The organism is Jejuia sp. G7-7 (assembly GCF_055808955.1).
Genome location: NZ_JBVVSZ010000002.1, coordinates 538,771 through 558,397, shown reverse-complemented (window position 1 = coordinate 558,397; position 19,627 = coordinate 538,771). Strand labels below are relative to the sequence as shown.

Here is a 19,627-nt window from a genome sequence, read left to right as displayed (position 1 = left end):
GCCATAAACAGTATAGGCGTTTATTCTAATTTTTTTGAAAAGTCATCACTTGTTTTTCCGCCTAACCCCGTTCTTAAGCCTTCATATTGATTGAATTTTAATAAATATCTTAAATCGAAATCAAAATAGGTTGTTGGGAAGTAACCATTACCTAATTGTTTTAAGAAAAAGTTCTTTTTAATGGAATCTTGCTCAATTTTGAGAAGATTTACAGTAGAATTTTGAGATTGCATCAAACCAAAACAGCAAAATAACAGAAGGTTGACACAAAATTTTATCATTTTCAATGAATGAAAAGTAGGGTTTTTAATGAAAAAAGCGACTATTGAGTCGCTTCTTTATTTATACAGTCATGATTTCTTTTTCCTTATTATCGAAAAGTTCATCGACTAATTTAACGTGATTATCTGTGATTTGTTGTATGTCTATCTCAGCATTCTTCTTTAAATCTTCTGATACATCATCATTTTTTTCACATCGTTCATAGCATCTTTACGAGCAGTTCTAACACTAACTTTGGCATCTTCAGCTTCAGCTTTAGCTTGTTTTGCTAGATCTTTACGGCGTTCTTCGGTTAATGGCGGTACATTAATAATAATTGTTTCGCCGTTGTTCATAGGATTAAAACCAAGGTTGGCATAAGCTATACCACGCTCTATTTCTTGAAGCATGCTTTTTTCCCATGGTTGTACTGTAATTGTTCTGCCATCAGGTGTATTAACATTTGCAACTTGGCTTAGCGGTGTTTGCGTACCATAATAATCCACCATTACACTACCTAACATGGCAGGGCTTGCTTTTCCAGCGCGTATGTTTAAAAATTGTTTCTTAAGGTGTGCAATGGCATTATCCATCGCTTCCTTAGTAGTATCTAATATAAATTGTATGTCTTCGTTCATTTTTTTAAAATTTAATTACAAATTAAGATTCAAAAATTACGCCACATTTTAAATATTTACCTCTGTACCAATGTTTTCTCCAGAAACAACTTTAAGTAAATTGCCAGGTTTGTTCATATCGAAAACAATAATTGGTAAATTATTTTCTTGACTTAAAGTGAAAGCAGTTGTGTCCATTACTTTCAATCCCTTTTTTAATACATCATCAAATGAGATTGAATCAAATTTTACTGCATTACTATCTTTCTCTGGGTCTGTATTATAAATACCATCAACACGAGTACCCTTTAAAATAACATCTGCTTCAATTTCGATAGCTCTTAATACTGCAGCCGAATCTGTTGTAAAATAAGGATTTCCTGTGCCACCTCCAAAAATAACTACGCGTCCTTTTTGTAAATGACGCATTGCTTTTCTTCTAATAAAAGGTTCAGCCACTTCATTAATTTTTATTGCAGTTTGTAATCTAGTAGGGACATCAGCATTTTCTAATGCACTTTGTAATGCTAAACCATTAATTACTGTGGCTAGCATTCCCATATGGTCGCCTTGTACACGGTCCATACCATTACTTGCGCCTGCAACACCTCTAAAAATATTACCACCACCAATTACTATGGCGACTTCAATACCTTTTTCTGTAATAGTTTTAATGTCATCGGCATATTCAGATAAACGGTCTGGATCTATACCGTATTGACGCTTTCCCATTAAGGCTTCGCCTGATAATTTGAGGAGTATTCTTTTGTATTTCATTTTCAAAATTGAAGTTTAGCAAAACTACATAATTTTTTTATTTCTGAAATTGATATACTTGTTGTTTTTGAGTACAAAACAGCCACTATTCATAAATTTATGAATAGTGGCTGTTATATTTAATTCTGATTGCTCAGAAAATTTTTATCCTAATGTAACTCTATTGAAACCGGTAATTGCAACTTCTCCGTAAGAAGAAACATAAGCAGCAACAGTTTTCTTTTCATCTTTAATAAACTTTTGATCTAATAAACATTGTTCTTGATCTAAAGTTGTGTTATCAGAAATAAAGCGTTCCATTTTACCTGGTAAAATTCTATCCCAAATTTGTTCTGGTTTTCCTTCAGCTTTTAATTCTGCTTTTGCAGCTTCTTCTGCAGCAGCAATAACTTCTGGAGTTAATTGTGCCATTGAAATATATTGAGGTACATTTTTAAGTGTTTTACCTAAACGTCCTAATTCAATATTGTCTTTTTCAATTACAGCAATTCTAGCTTCCGTTTCAGAGGCAACATAAGTAGGGTCAAAATCTTTGTAAGATAGTGATGTAGCGCCCATAGATGCAATTTGCATTGCAACATCTTTAGCCAAAGTTTCAATGTTAGAAACTACACTTGAAAAACCTACAACAGCAGCAATTTTATTGATATGAACATAAGAACCAACATAAGCAGCTTCGATTTTCTCAAAAGCGTTGATTTCTAACTTTTCGCCAATTACGCCAGTTTGCTCAACTAGTTTTTCAGCAACAGTCATTCCACCAAAATCAGCAGCTAAAAATTCGTCTTTAGAAGAAGTATTTAAAGCAATATCTCCTAATTGACTTGCTAATGCTAAAAAGTTTTCGTTTTTTCCAACAAAATCAGTTTCACAACCTAATACAATAGCAACACCAACGGTGTTATCAGCGTTTACTTTTGCTACAGCTGCACCTTCACTAGATTCTCTATCAGCTCTTTTTGCTGCAACTTTTTGTCCTTTTTTACGTAAAACTTCAATAGCTTTATCAAAATCGCCTTCAGCTTCAACTAAAGCTTTTTTGCAGTCCATCATACCTGCACCAGTAGCTTTTCTTAATTTATTAACCTCTTGGGCTGTTATTTTTACTGTAGTACTCATAATGATTATAATTTAAAAAAGTCGTTCAATAAATTTTCAATAAAGAAAAGAATTAAACGACTTTATAATGTGTTATTAATGTTATTTATTCTTCTTCTTGAGAAACTGCTGGTGCTACTTTTTTAGCTTCAGCTTTAGGTGCTTCCTCTTTTGCTTTAGGAGCTTCCTTCGCTTCTTTTTCAGCTTTACGTTCTGCTAAACCTCCAGATACAGCATCTGTAACGTGAGTTAAAATTTTGTCTATCGATTTAGAAGCATCATCATTTGCTGGTATTACATAATCAACTTGACGTGGATCAGAGTTGGTATCTACCATTGCGAAAATTGGAATGTTTAATTTTTGAGCTTCTTTAATCGCGATATGCTCACGCTTAATGTCAACAACAAATAAAGCACCTGGTAAACGCGTCATATCGCTAATAGAACCTAAGTTTTTCTCTAACTTAGCTCTTAAACGATCAACTTGTAAACGTTCTTTTTTAGAAAGTGTCATGAATGTTCCATCTTTCTTCATTCTATCAATAGCAGCCATTTTTTTAACTGCTTTTCTGATAGTTACAAAGTTAGTTAACATTCCACCTGGCCATCTTTCAGTAATGTAAGGCATGTTGATGTTGCCAGCTTTTTCAGCTACAATATCCTTTGCTTGTTTTTTTGTTGCAACAAATAAAATTTTACGACCAGAAGCTGCAATTTTAGCAAGTGCTGCTCCAGCTTCGTCAATTTTAGCTGCTGTTTTGTAAAGGTTTATAATATGAATGCCATTACGCTCCATATAAACGTAAGGTGCCATATTTGGATCCCACTTACGTGTAAGGTGTCCAAAGTGTACACCTGCTTCAAGTAATTCTTTTACTTCTACTGCCATTTTTGTAATAGTTTACGTTCTGTTGAATTAGCAATGATTAAGTGGTCATTTTTTTAAATTCGCCTTAACCATTTAGGTGCTAAACTAAATCCTGTCTTTATTGGACTAGGACAACAATTATTATTAATTTTTGGTTGAATTGCATTTCGATTGCACTCAATGAGATACAAAAACAATTCGAAATTGGATATTAACGTTTCGAGAATTGGAATTTTTTACGCGCTTTCTTCTGTCCGAATTTTTTACGCTCAACCATTCTTGGATCTCTAGTTAATAAGCCTTCTGGTTTTAAGATTAATCTGTTTTCAGCATCTATTTCGCACATTGCACGAGATAATGCTAAACGAACAGCTTCTGCTTGACCAGTAATGCCACCTCCATATACATTTACTGTAATATCAAAGTTGCCGTCATTGTTAGTCAAAACTAAAGGTTGCTTTACTTTGTACTGTAAAGTACCAGTTGTAAAGTAACTAGCTAAGTCTTTTTTATTAATTGTAATGTTTCCTTTTCCTTTAGAAACATAAGCACGAGCAACAGCCGTCTTTCTACGGCCAATTTTGTGAATTACATCCATTATTTGAATTCGTTTAAGTTAATTGTTTTTGGTTTTTGAGCTTCGTGTTTGTGCTCTGAACCAACAACAACTGTTAGGTTACGGAATAAAGCTGCGCCTAATTTATTTTTAGGTAGCATTCCTTTAACTGATTTTTCTACGATTCTTGCTGGATCTTTTCCAAACAATTCAGTCGCAGTTAAACTTCTTTGACCACCTGGGTAACCTGTGTGACGAATGTATGTTTTGTCGTTCCACTTGTTTCCAGATAAGTTGATTTTTTCTGCATTAATAACAATTACGTTATCTCCGCAATCAACGTGTGGTGTGAAGTTTGGCTTGTGTTTACCTCTTATAAGTTTTGCAACTTTAGAAGCTAAACGACCAAGCGTTTGATTTTCAGCATCAACTAAAACCCACTCGCTTGTTTACAGTAGCTTTGTTAGCCGAAATCGTTTTGTAGCTTAATGTGTCCACACTTTTAAATTTTTCTGATTAAACATTCCTCTCTAAAAAAGAGTTTGCAAATTTACGATTAAATATTTGATTAACAAATACTGTGGGATAATATTTTGGATTTAAAAAAGTGTATTAAATAGGAAGTAAATGGGGTAATTAAAAACCCAATTAATTGCTACTATAATTTCGCAAATTAATCGGGTTCAATCAAACTAAAAAATTGTGTTCTGTTTAATTTGAAGTTATTTACATTGTATACAATTGATAATAAGGCCCGATATATTTCCTTTCATCCAAGTTGAATTACTTGAAGTGTTAAAAACGCCACTCAGTTCTGAAGCTTTAGAACTGTTATCTTCTTGATAATTATAAATGTCTAATGTGCCAGCTAATCCAGTAAAGGTCGATGAATTATCTACATATCTTATTGTGGAGTAAAATGATTTTGAAGTATCGCCAAACGGCAACTCATTTTCATTAACTATAGCTTTAAAAGAAGCATCATTATCAACAAGGGTAATAGTTAATTCTCCACTACCTCCAGCTGTACCAGTAATAGTTATCGTTTTGGTGTCATTGGTGTTATAAAAACTTGTTGTGGTGGCTTTAACATTTTCAACAATAAAACTTCTACCATCGGAAAATGTGAAGCTAACCGCTCCTTCAGTTTGTTGTTTTTTTCTTCTGAATCGTCACTTTCAGAACATGAAAAAGTAAGTGTTAATAATAAAAGGGCAAGAATTTTAAATAATTTCATTTTGATTTTCTTTTTTTAGATTATACCAATACATCAGCATAATTTAAAAATGTCATCATTTATTTTTTAATAATTTGAGTTTATAAATTTTGTTCATCCTTATTGTTTATTTGTAAAGAGAGTGTTTCTATTTTGAGTAAACCTCAGGATCTGGATAAAACGCAGCAATAGCAAACCAGTAACTCATTACAGATTTTACTGGAGTTAGAGATTCTCCAGTTCTAGGGCCATCAATAGCTTTCCCAAAAACTGACCACAAATTACCTTCATTATCTTTAAAAAACACTTCTGAATCATTATCTAAGCTATATTCAAACGTTATATTCAAATAATCATCTTCTAGTTTAAAGCCATACATCAAATTTTCATTTCCAACAATCAAATAGTCTTCTCCTTCAAAAGTATCTCTAATAACATTTCCTCCATTAAAATTTGAAAATTGATATATCTTAGACTTATCATCATTTATAATCGCATAAACTCGTTCTTTGTTGGGTATGGCAGAATTCAATATTTCTGGTCTGAAAATAAAACGATCATTATTTGTGGCATAATCTCCATAAGGAGAAACACCATAATTTCTCGAGAATCCTGTTTGAGTGCTTAAAACCTGAGTATTAGGATATAGTGTTTTCCAAGTTTTCCAATTGGTTTCAATAGTACTATACAATTTTGGTTCATCATTAATGAGACTTCCATTGACGCATTCTAGACTGAGTTGAGACCAATTACTATCTGTATTTCTGTCATACATAATAAGGTTAGCATTATACAATAATCCAGAAACGCCAAATGTGGTTCTAGTGTTGTTTGTTTTACTCTCCCAAGAAAATGCAGTTCCTGTTAGGGGACAATAATTTAAAGTGAAGAATGCACCATTTATCTCGTCATTTACTACTTCATGCCAATCCAACACTATATGAGGATAAGCTCTAACGGTATTTTCTTTAACAATACCAACTACTAAATCGTCATCATTTAAAAATAAAACTGATGAGGCATCTATAAACTGAGGGTTATCTATTGATGGAATGCCGTCTTTTCCTGGACCACCATCTTTAATTTGATTTATTGGAATTAACCATTCTGAAAACTGATTAGGGATGTCATCTCGTGAACTATCACTAGTTGTGCTGCAAGATACAAGTAGTAATATTACTGATATTAAAATATAATTTTTCATAGCTATTAATTTAAATTTAATATGTTTTTCTTGGGTTTAAGTTTTAGTAAAAAACCTGTTGTAATTCTATATGTTGGGGTTAATTGTGTACCATCAACATTACTATAAAGCGGTAATTCTGCTCTTGTTGTAAACATAAGATTTGAATTTATATTTATTGAGAAATCTGGAATAACAAATAACCAATTACCACCTGTATTATCTAAGTTGAAGCCATCAATTTCATCCAATGTCGCATTTCGATATTTAAAAGAAATACTAGGCGTTGTTAACGATTTTAAAATTATAAATTGATCGGATACTCCTAAAAAAGCTTGAATTTCATTTCCAAATTTATAAGAAGAGTTTTCTAGGTAAGAACTATTAGTGCTTGTACTTCTGTAAATAATTCGTCCAGAAAAAGTTAACGACGGTCTAAACTTTGTTTGCTTTGATGTTGCTAGAAAATAAATCAAATCCCAAGCATTACTGCCAGGTTGTAAATCGGCATTTAAAGTGATACCCTGGGCATTGGTTTCAGTTGAAGATCCAAAAGGAATTTTTACCCCCAAACCAATTTCTGTACTACTATTTTTTCCTAAAAGATTACTAAAATTGTATTTTAGTAATAATAAACCATCACCTATCCCAGAAGTTTCATCTAAATTTTCATTTCCAAATTGTGAAATATTTCTGCGTTGATTTACCCAAGAGAATAGACCTTCAACTGAAAACCGATTAGTGATGGAATAACTAGCATTTAATAATACGGAATGTGTAATGCGTAATCTAGAATTGTCATCTAGTTTTTCATTACCATTATTAAGTGTGTTTAAGTTATTGTAATCATAATTAAGGCTTAATTGAAGTGTTCCTTTTTCTTCAATAGACATCCCTATGTTATTTGAAAGGGGAATCCCTCCAGAGCAGCAAGTTTGTGCGTTTGAAGATGAAACACCAACAAAGAATATGACCAAAATCAAACTTTTAAGAAACATAGCTTTTTCAATAATAACATTAAAAGTGTCGTTAAAACCTCTAACTTCTTACCAATTTTAACATCAAAGAAGAAAAAAGGGAAGTTTTGACATATAATTAATTTACATATTCTTTTTTAAGAGGAAAAAGAGGCTCTTTGTAGTCTGTCGTTAATAGATTTTCCTAAACCATAATCTGGAAAAATTTCGGCAATAATAACATCTAAGTTCTGTTGATCCAATTGATGAAGTGCATCATATAATTTTGATGTTGCTTCAAGCATATCGCCTGAATTAGATAGCACAATTTGAGTATCAATCTCATTGCTTTTAATGGCATCATGAAAGATTAAAATGCCAATGCGTTTTCCAGAATGTTTTTTAATAGCATCTAGAATATTATTAGATAAAATAGTTAATGTAGAAGGTGCATAATGTCTATCCAGCATTCCTGGAGCATCAGGGTTGATTTCTTTTTTATTTTTAATTACAATTTTCCCCACTACAGCTTCAATATCTTCTAAAGCAATAGATCCCAAACGGTAAATAATTGGTGCATCATTTTCAAAACCGATAATTGTAGACTCGATACCGTTTTTACAAGGGCCACCATCTAAAATCATATTAATATCTTTTTTAAAATAACCTTCTACATGTTTTGCGGTAGTAGGACTAATACTTCCAAAAGGATTAGCACTTGGTGCTGCTAAAGGAAAAGGTAATTGTTTTAAAAGTTCTAAAGTTAATGAGTGGTTTGGTACCCTAACAGCAACCGTGTCTTTACCAGCAGTAATCAAGTCTGGTATAATGTCTTTCTTTTTTAAAACAAGAGTTAGTGATCCAGGCCAAAAGGCATTAGCTAATTGCTGTGCTTTTTTTGGAATTTCGTTTACAATAGTATTTAAATATGCAGCAGAAGGGATATGAACAATAAGCGGATTAAAAAATGGACGCTTTTTAGTTTCAAAAATAGATTTAATTGCTTTTTTACTATAAATATTTCCTGCTAAACCATATACTGTTTCGGTTGGGATAGCAACTAATTGGTCGTTTGTTAGAAGAGTTACAGCTTTAGATATGTCTTTTGAAATGATACTCATAAAAGCAATTTATTGGCTGCAAAAATACGTTGATTTCTTGAATTTTTAGAATAACATTTTTTCATTGTTTAAACCATATGTTTCTTCCGATACTTTGCTGGGGATAATTGATGAGCTTCTCCAAACTTCTTAAAGAAAAAAGGTAATGATTCATATCCGCAAGCAAAGCCTATTTGAGATATCGTTTCATCAGAATCTATCAACATTCGCGTTGCAATATTAATTCGGTATTGATTTAAAAAAGTAAAAAACGAACGCCCCATCATTTTATTAAAAAAGCGAGAAAATGATTGTTCGCTCATATTTACCAAATCTGCTACTTCTTTTAAATAGATTTTTTTATTGTAGTTGGTTTCAACAAAGTCATGCACTTTGGCAATTCTTTTACTATATTCTGACGGTAGATCATCAATAAAACTAGCTTCTGATAAAGTGTTGTGTGTACATTCAGAAAGTTTTACAAGAAGCGATAACAATTTAATATAAAGTTCATGACCTTCTAAATTAACTAATGTTTTAAATTGTGGAATTAAAGATGCAACTTCTTCTTTATTAAAAATAATACCTTTTGAAGCTGTTTTTAGCATGTTAAAAACAGGTGCTAATTCGGGTACATGGGTAAAAATACCTTTATTCCATTGTATGACCAAGGATTTTGATTTTCGATTTTGATGCAATTCATTCTTCCAACAATGAGGCAGCTTTGAACGTAATAACACTAATTCTCCTGGTTCGTAAACACCAACATAATCTCCAATAAACTTAGTGCCAAAACTTTCTTCTATATATGTAAGTTCATGCTGAGGGTGGAAATGCCAAGGTGTTTCAAAGTTGGATTTTTCATAAATAAAACCTGTAATACTCTGATGTTTTTCTAAATGTATTGGTTCTAGAATAGGCTTCATTTGTAGTTTATTTTGTGGTAAAAATATTTAAAATAAAAATAATATATACAGAATAGTTTATTTATTTAGCAAAAAAGGTTATGAAACTATTCATATTTATTGTAATTTTTGCATTCTATAATAGTTTAAACAACTAGTTAATTAACATCATATGCAAAACAGTAAGTTTCCTGATCCGTTTGAAAAAGCAAGGATTGAAAAAGGTATAGGAGAAATGGACGATCAAAATGATCCAGTAACAATGCTTTTAAGACATAAAGATGTTAGAAAATCTGCACATAATTGGAAAACATTTCAATCTGGCGCTAAGCCTGGAAGAATTGTAATTCCTTCTGAGGTAAATATTCGAACCACAAGACAAATTCCTTTTGAAGTTGATCCACCAATGCATAAAGAATTTAGAAATTTAGTCGAGCCTTGGTTTAAAAGACCTTTGGAAGCTGAATACCAAGAAAAATTAACAAATCAAATTAATGGTTTATTAGATGATGTTTTGGATAAAGACAATCTAGACGCCATTGAAGAATTTGCATTAGTGCTACAATCTAGAGCTCTAACATTATTGTTGAATACCCCATTTGAAGAATCTGAAACTTGGATTTCTTGGGGCACACATGTGTTTAGAAGTGAAGATACAGCACTAGATGGCAATAAAGCGGCAATCTTATATGATTATATTGATGCACGTATAGATCAAGCTATTGAAAACCCTGGCGAAGGCTTGTACACCATGTTATTAAATTCCGAAGTAAACGGAAAAAAATTAACCAAAGAAGAGGTGAAAGGTGTGATGATTTTAACCTTTGCAGGCGGACGAGATACCGTCATAAATGGGCTCACTAACATGATTGCGTATTTTGCAGAGCACCCTAAATCTTTAGATAGATTAAGAGAAGAGCCAGAAATTATAGGAAACGCAACCGAGGAGTTTATTCGTTATTTTTCGCCACTAACCCAAATGGGACGCGTGGTTACTGAAGATACTCAAGTTTGTGAATATTCAGCCAAAGTGGATACTAGAATTTCACTCTGTTGGGCTTCAGCTAATCGCGACGCAAATGTATTTGAAAATGCAAATGAAGTGGTTTTAGACCGAAAAATAAATCCGCATGTAGGGTTTGGTTTCAGTCATCATAATTGTTTGGGTGCTACACATGCTAGACAAATCATGAAAATATTCATTTTAGCACTTACCAAAAAAGTACGGTCAATAGATATAAAAGATGCCAAAGAAAATATAGAAGAATTAGGAGAGTTTAAGCGTAAAGTTGGCTTCGATACATTAAAAGTTAAATTTAATAGCAAATAAAATAGGTATGGCAAAAATAACATTTGTAACAAGCGATGACGAGCGTATTACAGTAGAAGGAACGTCTGGTTCAGTAATGGCATTAGCTGTTGAAAACAATGTAAAAGGAATTGATGGAGATTGTGGTGGTGTATGCTCTTGTGCAACATGCCATGTATTTCTTTCTCCTGAAGATATTGAGAAAATAGGTGCTGCAAGCGATATAGAGCAAGATATGCTAGAACTGGATGATAACGCAAACGAATACAGCCGTTTGGGTTGCCAAATAGAAATTGACGAGTCTCTTGATGGGATAGTATTTCAGGTCGCTAAATAGAAATTTCAAATCATGGAATCAACCAAAGACAAGGTTTGCATCATTATTGGTGCAAGTCATGCAGGCGTAAATTGTGCCTTTAATTTACGAAGAGAAGGATGGGAAGGTAGTATTGAATTATTTGATGTAGATCCTTATTTACCTTATCACAGGCCACCTTTGTCAAAAGCTTATTTAACTAGCGATAATGGATTAGATAAGAACTTGTTGAAATCTGCCGAAGCCTATGAAAAAGAAGCAATAGGCTTACATTTAGGTGTAAAAGTTAAAAGTATCAATAGAGATGAAAAAACGATTTCGCTTGAAGATGATACAACGCATAAGTACTCCAAATTAGTTATTGCTACAGGAGCACGCCCTATAATTCCACCGATTCCAGGAATTAAAACTGCTAAAAATTTGTTTCCATTGCGTACTGCAACCGATGTAATTAGTATTAAACAAACCATAAACACGCTTTCAAATAAAAAAATAGTAGTTATTGGCGGTGGTTATATTGGTTTGGAAACCGCGGCATCTCTCAAAAAGTTAGGTGCAAATGTTACTGTTTTAGAACGTGAAGAACGCATTTTACAACGAGTTACAGCACCTGTAATGTCTCAATATTTTAGGCAATTACATCAAGAAAATGGTGTTGCTATTTTAGAAGGGAAAAATGTAACATTGATAGAAACAAATACAGTTATTTGTGCTGATGGTTCTAAATTTGATGCTGATATGATTATTGTTGGTGTTGGCATTTTCGTAAATAAAGAACTCGCCGATGCCTCAAAAATAGTCACTAAAAATGGCATTTTAGTTGATGAACAAGCACGCACAAACGACCATGATATTTATGCCATTGGCGATTGTACGTTCCATCATAATCCACATTATAATAGACATGTAAGATTAGAATCTGTACAAAACGCAGTAGATCAATCTAAAGTTGCGGCAGCTTCAATTTGTGGGCAAATGCCTGTTTATGATACTATTCCTTGGTTTTGGAGTGATCAATATGATGTAAAACTTCAAATGGTAGGCCTTTCAGAAGGTTATACGGAAGTCATTAAAAGAGAAGAAGCAGACGGAAAAAGTTTTTCAGCTTGGTATTTTAAAGATGATGAATTACTAGCAGTCGATGCTGTGAATAATGCAAAGGCATACGTTTTTGGGGCAAAATTTATTAAAGACAGGTTAAAAGTTGATAAGTCTAAATTGGTAAATCCTGAAACGCCAATGAAGCTTAATGAGTTGAAAGTTATTTAGCTTTTATATTCTGCGGGTGATTTAAATACATACTCACATAATCGTTTTATTATTTTTTAGCGTTCTGGTTTTAAATGATTATTCAAATAATTATTAAAAAAGCTTTCAGGTAATAAGTTGTTTTTGGAGAATAGCTTTTTGAAAGGAAAACTAACATGTTTCATATACACTTGAGATTCTAGATTTCCTCGAACTGTATATTCAGGTTTATTTTGAGATGACTTCATGTTTAAGATACTATAATAACGACTCACGCCTTTTACGCCTACAGCTAGAGATTCGTAATAGGAGTCTGTTTTTCTTGATGCTATAGCTAAAATTACTGGTACACTTAATCTTGAGCCAAAAAATCTAGCGGTATTATACAACGGATTGAAATTATGTTGATTAAGTGTTTCAAACTCTTTATACAATAAATGCTGAGGTAATTTTATAGATAAATGAAGGAGTCCAAAACTTTTTCTGCCTTCATCGCGTTGAATAAAATGGATTAAACTTTTCAAATCTTTAAGAAGATGATTTGAAGTTGTTTTATAAACTGATTCGGGTAATTTTAAAGCATTAAATTCATTTTTTAATAGAGTATCATACTTTTTTACTTTAATGATAACGCTTTTATGAAAAAAGGGAGTCCCCAAAATCGATTATCCATCCATTTGCAAACGGTGTCAAAATCAGCCGAACTTGAAATCTTATAATAATTATTACTCAGATTTGAGAAGTCTATCTTTTCAAAAGTCATTATTTCAGAATGGATAAATTATATACTGATTATTTATAATTAGTATATAAAATTACCTTTTACTTATAAGAATTCATATACCTATCGTTAGGTATATCTTAATAACCTATTTAAGATTTTTTAGGGCGTAGTTAACCAATCCGGTATTGCTTTTAATACCCAGTTTTTTGTGAATGTTTTTACGGTGTGTATCAATTGTGAATTTACTCAGGCTTAATTGTTTTGCCATTTGTAATGAGGTTCTGCCTTTTACTATAAGTTGCAAAATTTCAGTTTCGCGTTTTGTTAATTTGGTTTTAGGAATATCTCTTTCTTGGTTAAACCAATCTTTAATATCATCAGGTAAATTTTTGCTGAAGTAATAGTCGTTTTTCACTAATGTGTTAATGGCTAATTCTAGCTCATCTTTATCAACATTTTTTGTAACATATCCTTTTGCACCAGCTTCAAGCATTTCGGTTACATCAATGGTTTGGTCGAACATACTTAATGCTAGTACTTTAATTTTTGGATATGTTTTACTTAAGGTTTTTGTTAAACCAATACCATCAAGAATGGGCATACGTATGTCTGTAATGATTACATCAGGATTATGACCTTCTTCAAGTAATTTTAAAACCTCCAAACCGTTGTTTGCTTCTCCAATAATGTTAACATTTAATACACTCTGAATGATTGATTTTATGCCATCTATAAACAATTGGTGGTCGTCTGCTATTATAATTTTGATGATCATAAAGGAATATTTAAAATTACAGTAGTTCCATTGCCTTTTGCAGTATCAATCATAAATTCGCCATTAATTTTTTCAATACGTTTTTCAATATTTGAAAGCCCAATACCAGATTTTTGACTGTTAAGATTGAAGCCATGACCGTTATCTTCTACAATGATATTCAATACATCATCGTCCTCAGAAAACTGAATTGTGGCTTCAGATGCTCCAGAATGTTTAATAATATTGGTAATTAATTCTTGAATAATTCTAAAAATTTGTATTTCAATATTGTTTTCAATGCGTTTTTCAACATCAATATTTATAACATCCATTTTTAATTTTTTAGTCTCCGAAATTTGAGATGCTATTGCTTTTGTAGAGGGAATTAATCCGTTACTAATTTGTGCGCCAAAGTTTTTATTTTTCGAAATGCTTCGTATTTCATTATAGGTATCTCCAATTAAATTTTTAAGCTTATCATAATTTTTTGAAAAATCATCTTTAGTGTCTGAGCTTTCTAAAAACAGTTTTAGGGTTGCGACTTTGCTCCCTAAATTGTCATGTAATTCAGCAGCCATTTTAGAACGCTCTTTTTCTTGTGCTTCTAAAATATCATCAATGCCTTCCAATTCTTTTGCTTTTAAGGATTGATTAAAGTCTTGCTCTTTTATTTTCAAATCCTGTTGCATAATTATGCGCTTTCTTTTTGCATTTTTCTGCAAGAAATAAATAGAGAAAATAGCTAAGGATAACGCCAATAAAGCCCATGTAAATAAGTATAGATTCTTTTTGCGTTTATAGTTTACTTCAAGGTTTTCAGCTTTCAATTTTAAAATTTCATTTTCCTTTTTTTCTATCTCGTATTTGGTTTGTATTTCAAGAAACCCTTTTTGATTTTCAATATTTAAAATGCTGTCATTTAACGCATTAGACTTTTTAGCATACTCTAAGGCATTTTGTAATTGTCCAGTTTTACTATATGCTTCAGATAAATTATTGTAAATCGATACCAATTGTTTTCCTTTGATACGTTTTTCGGCTTTTTTAAAATAGGAAATAGCAGTACTATACTCTTTACTTTTAAGATAGGTGGCGCCTAAGTTATTTTGGGTAATTTCAATCCCAGATTTAAGATTTAATTCGTTTTTAAGTTGAAGTGTTTTTTCAAGATAGGCTCTTGCTTTTTTTGTGTCTTTTTCTAGATATAAATCTCCTAGGTTATTGTAAATTATTGAAAGAGAGCGTTTGTCGTTTGACTTTAAAGCTAAATTTTCTGCTTTAGTATTATAGGTCAATGCATTTAAAGTATCTCCATTTTTATAATATTGTGTTGCAAGATTAGGTAGAGCGATTAGTTGCAATGGGGTAGCGTTTAAATCTTCAAAGATAGTATTGGCTTTTAGGCTGTATTCAATGGCCTTGTTGTAAAGATCTAATTCTGCAAAAGAACTCGCGATATTTAAATAACATTTTGCCGCATTAAGATTATCGGCAGATTTTTCAAAATAAGCAGCACTTTCGGTTAATGTTTTAATAGTGCTATTGTAGTCTCCTTGTCTTAATTGTATAGCGCCGAGGCTAATTTTTATAATAGCTGTACGTTTTTCATCTTTTAATTTCGAATAAATACTAGAAGCGTTTTTAAAATAAATTGTTGCAGAATCTAATTGTCCAGTAAAAAAATGAAATCTGCCTATTTGGTTGGCAGTTTGAGCGAGTAAAGTATCATTTTCTTTATAATTAAAGGCCTTATAGGCGTAGTTTTTCCCTTTAACTAAGTCGATACGTTCGTGCAATTCTGCCAATTTCAAATTTAATATTGCTTTTTTATGAGGGCTGGAAGTAACCTCTAAAACAGATTTTAAACTGTCTACTTTTTTATTTTGAGACCATAATAAAGAAGTTGAAAATAAACATATAATTAGTATTAGTCTCATGTTATAATTAGAAAAGGTGTAAATTAAATATAGGCATTTATTTTGTGGCAACTAAAGCTTGCTTTAAATTACTTAAGGTATTAAACGGGATTTTTCTAGCGTATTTTTTCATAATAGTTTGCGGTAAATTCATTTTTGGGTTGAAGTTGCCATACATAGTGATAATGATTTTAGAGTGTTTTTTTCTATCTCCCAATAGCCATTGAATTCATCTATTCTCACAAATTCTTTTTTGTCAGACACATAATTATCTATAGCGGTAAAATTTACTTTAATTGTATTTTTATCAACAATTTTTTTCCAAACGAAGCACATAATCCCTGTTTTTAAAAGGCCATGTAGCATGACAGGTTTGGTATAAATATGAGGTAGACGACTCTTTTTTCAGAAGCTTGGAGTTTTTACAGTTGTAAACCCAATTACTATGGTTTTTATAGTCGGTTAAGGTACTGATTACCTTTTTTAAGAGTGTACTATCTAAAGTTAGCGCACCTTTATATGTAATGTGTTTTTTATTGGGATCTATTTTAGAATAGATGCTAATGCCGTTTTTACAAAACTCTAATTCAAATTCTTTTTGGGCTTCTAAAGTGAAGGTGTAGCAGATGCATATCGAGAAGATGAAATGTTTTAGTTGAGATAGCATTAAATGGATTATTGGATAATTTATTTCAAAATTAGGGAGGTGTTAAGATGTTTCATATACCTAACATTAGGTATATGATGTATGGCATACAGAGCATAATTTTGTTTTAAAACCGAAAAATTTAAAACCATGAAAACTAACCACATTCTATTACTTATTTTACTAAGTACCCTGTTTAATTGTGATGAACTTGAAGAATTATTAGAACAGGAAATAGATGTACAAACTACATTTATTACAGAGTTTGATATTAATGCTCCAAACGCTTCATCACCTGAGGAAGCCTTAGAGTTTAAGTCTAAATTTGGATTTTGGGATTTTACAAAAGACCCTAATGTATTAGAAGTTATCGGGAGCCCTGATGAAATCACAAAAATTGAGATCAATTCTGTACGCTATTTCTATAAAAACGTTGCAGGCAATAAAAATGCTAATGTTGAAGGGGAAATGGTATTTATTGTGGGACAAGGGGAAGAAAGGTATAGTACAGTTCAAACTAATTTAACCGAAGCCGATTTTAATAACACTCTGTTTACACTTAGTGGCAATTTTAGTCCTGTAAATTCTGCTATTTCCCTAAACAAAACAATTGGGTTTTTCTATGAAGGTTCCGTGTCTGACAACCCTGTGAGCTTTACGACTGATGTTTCTATTAGTGTAACAGTAACTATTAAGCCTGATATTGATAATTTTTAAAAATGTATTGATATGAGAATAACAAAAAATATATGTTTAGTCGTTTTATTGAGTGTGTTTCTGTTTTCATGTGATGAAGATGAAGTGCTTTCAGAAAGCAGAGATTTATTAAAATTTGAAATACAACTTATCAATAATAATTTCGATGTTTGTAAGTCGCTTCCGCTCACATATTTAATTGATAAAGATAATGTTCAAACCAGTTATAATGTTGCTTCGGGAAATACTAAAACCTTAGAATTCACTATCAGAAGAGGTGAATTCATTGGGGTAACAGCTTTTGATACAGATGATAATAGTAATACGGCTTTGGCTTTTGCTAATATTGATACAAGTCAATATTCTAAAGATAAAGAAAATCGATTAAGGGTGTATTATACTGAGTGTCCAGTTATTGATAAGATTTTGTGGTCACCATTTTAAAAACTCGAAGTTTGATAGAATTCATCTGAATTTGAGGTTTATAGCAATAAACATTGATTTTTGCTTATTTTTGCAGCGCTATGCAAGAATTAAAACTTTCAGATTGGTTGCCTACCACAAATAAAGAGGTGAAAATACGCGGTTGGGATACCCTAGATGTTATTCTGTTTAGTGGTGATGCTTATGTGGACCATCCAACGTTTGGACCTGCTGTAATAGGGCGCTTATTAGAAAGTTTTGGTTTACGAGTGGCAATTGTGCCGCAACCTAATGTAAATGATAATCTTCAGGATTTTGTAAAATTGGGAGCTCCGAAATTGTTTTTTGGGGTTACTGGTGGCTGTATGGACCCTATGATTAGCAATTATAACGCGAATAAAAAACGCCGTGATAAGGATGCGTATACACCAAATGGTGATATTGGTTTTAGACCAGATTATGCAACTACCGTTTATTCAAAGATTTTAAAAGAAAAGTGGCCAGATGTACCTGTTCTATTGGGAGGTATAGAAGCGTCTTTACGTCGTGTAACACATTATGATTATTGGAGCGATGGTTTGATGCCTACTATTTTGGAAAGCTCTAAAGCGGATATGCTGGTGTATGGAATGGGCGAGCAACCTCTGCGAGAAGTGGTGCGTTTAATGCAAAAAGGGGTGCCGTTTTCTAGCATTACGACTATTAAACAAACGGCTGTTTTATTGGATGCTGAAGCCAGAATTCCGAAGAATAGTAATTGGGAGGATGTTGAAATTGCATCGCATGAGATGTGTTTAAGGGATAAAAAGAAATACGCTTCTAATTTTAAAATTATCGAGCAGGAGAGTAATAAATTGGCTGCTCGTAGAATTTTTCAGAAGGTAGGAGATAAGACTTTGATGATTAATCCGCCTTACCCCACAATGACGGAGGATGAAATTGATGCCTCTTTTGAGTTGCCTTATACACGTTTACCGCATCCAAAATATAACAAGCGCGGACCGATACCTGCGTTTGAAATGATTAAGTTTTCTATTAATATCCACCGTGGGTGTTTTGGTGGCTGTAGTTTCTGTACTATTTCTGCACACCAAGGTAAGTTTATTGCGTCACGGAGCCAGGAATCGGTGTTGCGAGAGGTAGATAAAGTAGCAAATATGCCAGACTTTAAAGGGTATTTATCTGATATTGGTGGTCCAAGTGCGAATATGTACAAAATGAAAGGGAAGGTGCAGTCTATCTGTGATAAGTGTGTGGCACCTAGTTGTATTTCGCCTGTAATTTGTAGTAACTTAGATACGTCTCATAAGCCGTTAACAGATTTATATCAGGCTGTTGATAGTCATCCGAAAGTAAAAAAATCATTTATTGGTTCTGGGATTCGTCATGATATGTTGGTGCCTGAGTTTAACAAAAACGCAGACCCGAAAGAATTGGATGATTATACGGAAGAGGTGATGACAAAGCATGTTTCAGGTCGACTTAAAGTTGCACCAGAACATACCAGCGACCCTGTTTTAAAGTTGATGCGTAAACCGTCGTTTAGTTATTTCCATAAGTTTAAGGAGCGTTTTGATAAGATTAATATCAAGAAAGGATTGAAGTTGCAGTTGATTCCGTATTTTATTTCGAACCATCCTGCTTGTGAAGTAGAAGATATGGCTAATCTTGCTGCCGAAACTAAAGATATGGGTTTCCAGTTAGAGCAAGTTCAAGGCTTTACACCAACACCAATGACGGTGGCTACAGTTATTTATTATAGTGGTTACCATCCTTACACGCTTAAAAAAGTAAACACGCCTATAACTCGTAAAGAAAAAGATGAACAACATCGTTTTTTCTTTTGGTATAAAGATGAAAATAAAGAGTGGATAAAAAAGACGTTGAATAAATTAGGTAGACAAGATTTACTAGATGTGTTACTTCCTGCAAAAACAGAAAAATGGCGTAAAAATAAGCCTAAAGGTGATGCGAAACATACTTTTGATGATGCGGTGCCTTTTAATAAACGCAAGAATAAAGCTAAGTTTAGGAGTAAGAAGAAGAGGCGTTAAT

General features: G+C 32.5%; 21 protein-coding genes and 2 pseudogenes. 6 read left to right on the top strand and 17 right to left on the bottom strand.

Annotated elements, in window-relative coordinates; translation table 11 throughout:
• Positions 1–20: 20 nt before the first annotated feature.
• From AC0L5U_RS12730 to AC0L5U_RS12670, 13 genes and pseudogenes are all read right to left on the bottom strand, one after another.
• Positions 21–236 (bottom strand): hypothetical protein, encoded by a 216-nt coding sequence (locus AC0L5U_RS12730; RefSeq protein ID WP_473416783.1) that lies wholly within the window; start codon positions 234–236, stop codon positions 21–23.
• 106 nt (positions 237–342) lie between these two features.
• Positions 343–899, bottom strand: a pseudogene (gene frr, locus AC0L5U_RS12725) (ribosome recycling factor).
• Positions 900–947: 48 nt separating this feature from the next.
• Positions 948–1,655, bottom strand: a complete 708-nt coding sequence (gene pyrH, locus AC0L5U_RS12720) for a UMP kinase (protein WP_473416782.1) — start codon at positions 1,653–1,655, stop codon at positions 948–950.
• Between the two features lie 144 nt (positions 1,656–1,799).
• Complete coding sequence (gene tsf / locus AC0L5U_RS12715) at positions 1,800–2,774, bottom strand: translation elongation factor Ts (protein WP_473416781.1); 975 nt, start codon at positions 2,772–2,774, stop codon at positions 1,800–1,802.
• Positions 2,775–2,859: 85 nt separating this feature from the next.
• On the bottom strand, positions 2,860–3,642 hold the full coding sequence (gene rpsB, locus AC0L5U_RS12710) for a 30S ribosomal protein S2 (protein WP_473416779.1): 783 nt from the start codon (positions 3,640–3,642) through the stop codon (positions 2,860–2,862).
• A gap of 190 nt (positions 3,643–3,832) precedes the next feature.
• Entirely contained in the window at positions 3,833–4,219 is a 387-nt protein-coding gene (gene rpsI, locus AC0L5U_RS12705; RefSeq protein WP_473416778.1) for a 30S ribosomal protein S9, read from the bottom strand.
• A pseudogene (gene rplM, locus AC0L5U_RS12700) lies at positions 4,219–4,675 on the bottom strand (50S ribosomal protein L13). The gene rpsI and the pseudogene rplM overlap by 1 nt, the downstream one beginning before the upstream one ends.
• 224 nt (positions 4,676–4,899) lie before the next feature.
• On the bottom strand, positions 4,900–5,124 hold the full coding sequence (locus AC0L5U_RS12695; RefSeq protein WP_473416777.1) for a hypothetical protein: 225 nt from the start codon (positions 5,122–5,124) through the stop codon (positions 4,900–4,902).
• A 92-nt stretch (positions 5,125–5,216) separates the two neighbouring features.
• Positions 5,217–5,414, bottom strand: coding sequence for a hypothetical protein (locus AC0L5U_RS12690; protein ID WP_473416776.1), 198 nt, complete (start codon positions 5,412–5,414; stop codon positions 5,217–5,219).
• 127 nt (positions 5,415–5,541) lie between these two features.
• On the bottom strand, positions 5,542–6,597 hold the full coding sequence (locus AC0L5U_RS12685) for a DUF3179 domain-containing protein (protein ID WP_473416775.1): 1,056 nt from the start codon (positions 6,595–6,597) through the stop codon (positions 5,542–5,544).
• 5 nt (positions 6,598–6,602) lie between these two features.
• Complete coding sequence (locus AC0L5U_RS12680) at positions 6,603–7,553, bottom strand: transporter (protein ID WP_473416774.1); 951 nt, start codon at positions 7,551–7,553, stop codon at positions 6,603–6,605.
• Between the two features lie 137 nt (positions 7,554–7,690).
• Positions 7,691–8,653 (bottom strand): L-threonylcarbamoyladenylate synthase, encoded by a 963-nt coding sequence (locus tag AC0L5U_RS12675; RefSeq protein ID WP_473416773.1) that lies wholly within the window; start codon positions 8,651–8,653, stop codon positions 7,691–7,693.
• 68 nt (positions 8,654–8,721) lie between these two features.
• Positions 8,722–9,558: an AraC family transcriptional regulator gene (locus AC0L5U_RS12670; RefSeq protein WP_473416771.1), complete on the bottom strand. Its 837-nt coding sequence runs from the start codon at positions 9,556–9,558 to the stop codon at positions 8,722–8,724.
• Positions 9,559–9,709: 151 nt separating this feature from the next.
• Between AC0L5U_RS12670 and AC0L5U_RS12665 the strand changes: the two genes are divergently transcribed.
• From AC0L5U_RS12665 to AC0L5U_RS12655, 3 genes are read left to right on the top strand one after another with little or no spacing between them, the layout of a single operon-like run.
• Positions 9,710–10,867: a cytochrome P450 gene (locus tag AC0L5U_RS12665; protein ID WP_473416770.1), complete on the top strand. Its 1,158-nt coding sequence runs from the start codon at positions 9,710–9,712 to the stop codon at positions 10,865–10,867.
• A 7-nt stretch (positions 10,868–10,874) separates the two neighbouring features.
• Positions 10,875–11,183 carry a 2Fe-2S iron-sulfur cluster-binding protein gene (locus AC0L5U_RS12660; RefSeq protein WP_473416768.1) on the top strand — a complete coding sequence of 103 codons (309 nt, stop codon included), beginning with the start codon at positions 10,875–10,877 and terminating at the stop codon, positions 11,181–11,183.
• A gap of 12 nt (positions 11,184–11,195) precedes the next feature.
• Positions 11,196–12,431 carry an NAD(P)/FAD-dependent oxidoreductase gene (locus AC0L5U_RS12655; RefSeq protein WP_473416767.1) on the top strand — a complete coding sequence of 412 codons (1,236 nt, stop codon included), beginning with the start codon at positions 11,196–11,198 and terminating at the stop codon, positions 12,429–12,431.
• Between the two features lie 56 nt (positions 12,432–12,487).
• Here the strand turns inward: AC0L5U_RS12655 and AC0L5U_RS12650 are convergent, their stop codons facing one another.
• The 4 genes from AC0L5U_RS12650 to AC0L5U_RS12635 all read right to left on the bottom strand — a co-directional run bounded on the left by AC0L5U_RS12650 (position 12,488) and on the right by AC0L5U_RS12635 (position 16,173).
• A complete protein-coding gene (locus AC0L5U_RS12650; protein ID WP_473416766.1) occupies positions 12,488–13,069 on the bottom strand; it encodes a hypothetical protein in 582 nt (193 codons plus the stop codon).
• Positions 13,070–13,279: 210 nt separating this feature from the next.
• Positions 13,280–13,909 carry a response regulator gene (locus AC0L5U_RS12645; protein WP_473416765.1) on the bottom strand — a complete coding sequence of 210 codons (630 nt, stop codon included), beginning with the start codon at positions 13,907–13,909 and terminating at the stop codon, positions 13,280–13,282.
• Entirely contained in the window at positions 13,906–15,828 is a 1,923-nt protein-coding gene (locus AC0L5U_RS12640; protein ID WP_473416764.1) for a tetratricopeptide repeat-containing sensor histidine kinase, read from the bottom strand. Before AC0L5U_RS12640 ends, AC0L5U_RS12645 begins: the two co-directional genes overlap by 4 nt.
• Before the next feature lie 129 nt (positions 15,829–15,957).
• Positions 15,958–16,173 (bottom strand): hypothetical protein, encoded by a 216-nt coding sequence (locus AC0L5U_RS12635; protein WP_473416763.1) that lies wholly within the window; start codon positions 16,171–16,173, stop codon positions 15,958–15,960.
• 430 nt (positions 16,174–16,603) lie between these two features.
• Here AC0L5U_RS12635 and AC0L5U_RS12630 point away from each other — a divergent pair, with 430 nt between their 5' ends.
• The 3 genes from AC0L5U_RS12630 (at position 16,604) to AC0L5U_RS12620 (ending at position 19,626) form a co-directional block, all read left to right on the top strand.
• Positions 16,604–17,170 carry a hypothetical protein gene (locus AC0L5U_RS12630; protein WP_473416762.1) on the top strand — a complete coding sequence of 189 codons (567 nt, stop codon included), beginning with the start codon at positions 16,604–16,606 and terminating at the stop codon, positions 17,168–17,170.
• A gap of 12 nt (positions 17,171–17,182) precedes the next feature.
• Complete coding sequence (locus AC0L5U_RS12625) at positions 17,183–17,593, top strand: hypothetical protein (RefSeq protein ID WP_473416761.1); 411 nt, start codon at positions 17,183–17,185, stop codon at positions 17,591–17,593.
• An 80-nt stretch (positions 17,594–17,673) separates the two neighbouring features.
• Positions 17,674–19,626, top strand: a complete 1,953-nt coding sequence (locus AC0L5U_RS12620) for a YgiQ family radical SAM protein (protein ID WP_473416759.1) — start codon at positions 17,674–17,676, stop codon at positions 19,624–19,626.
• Position 19,627: the final 1 nt, after the last annotated feature.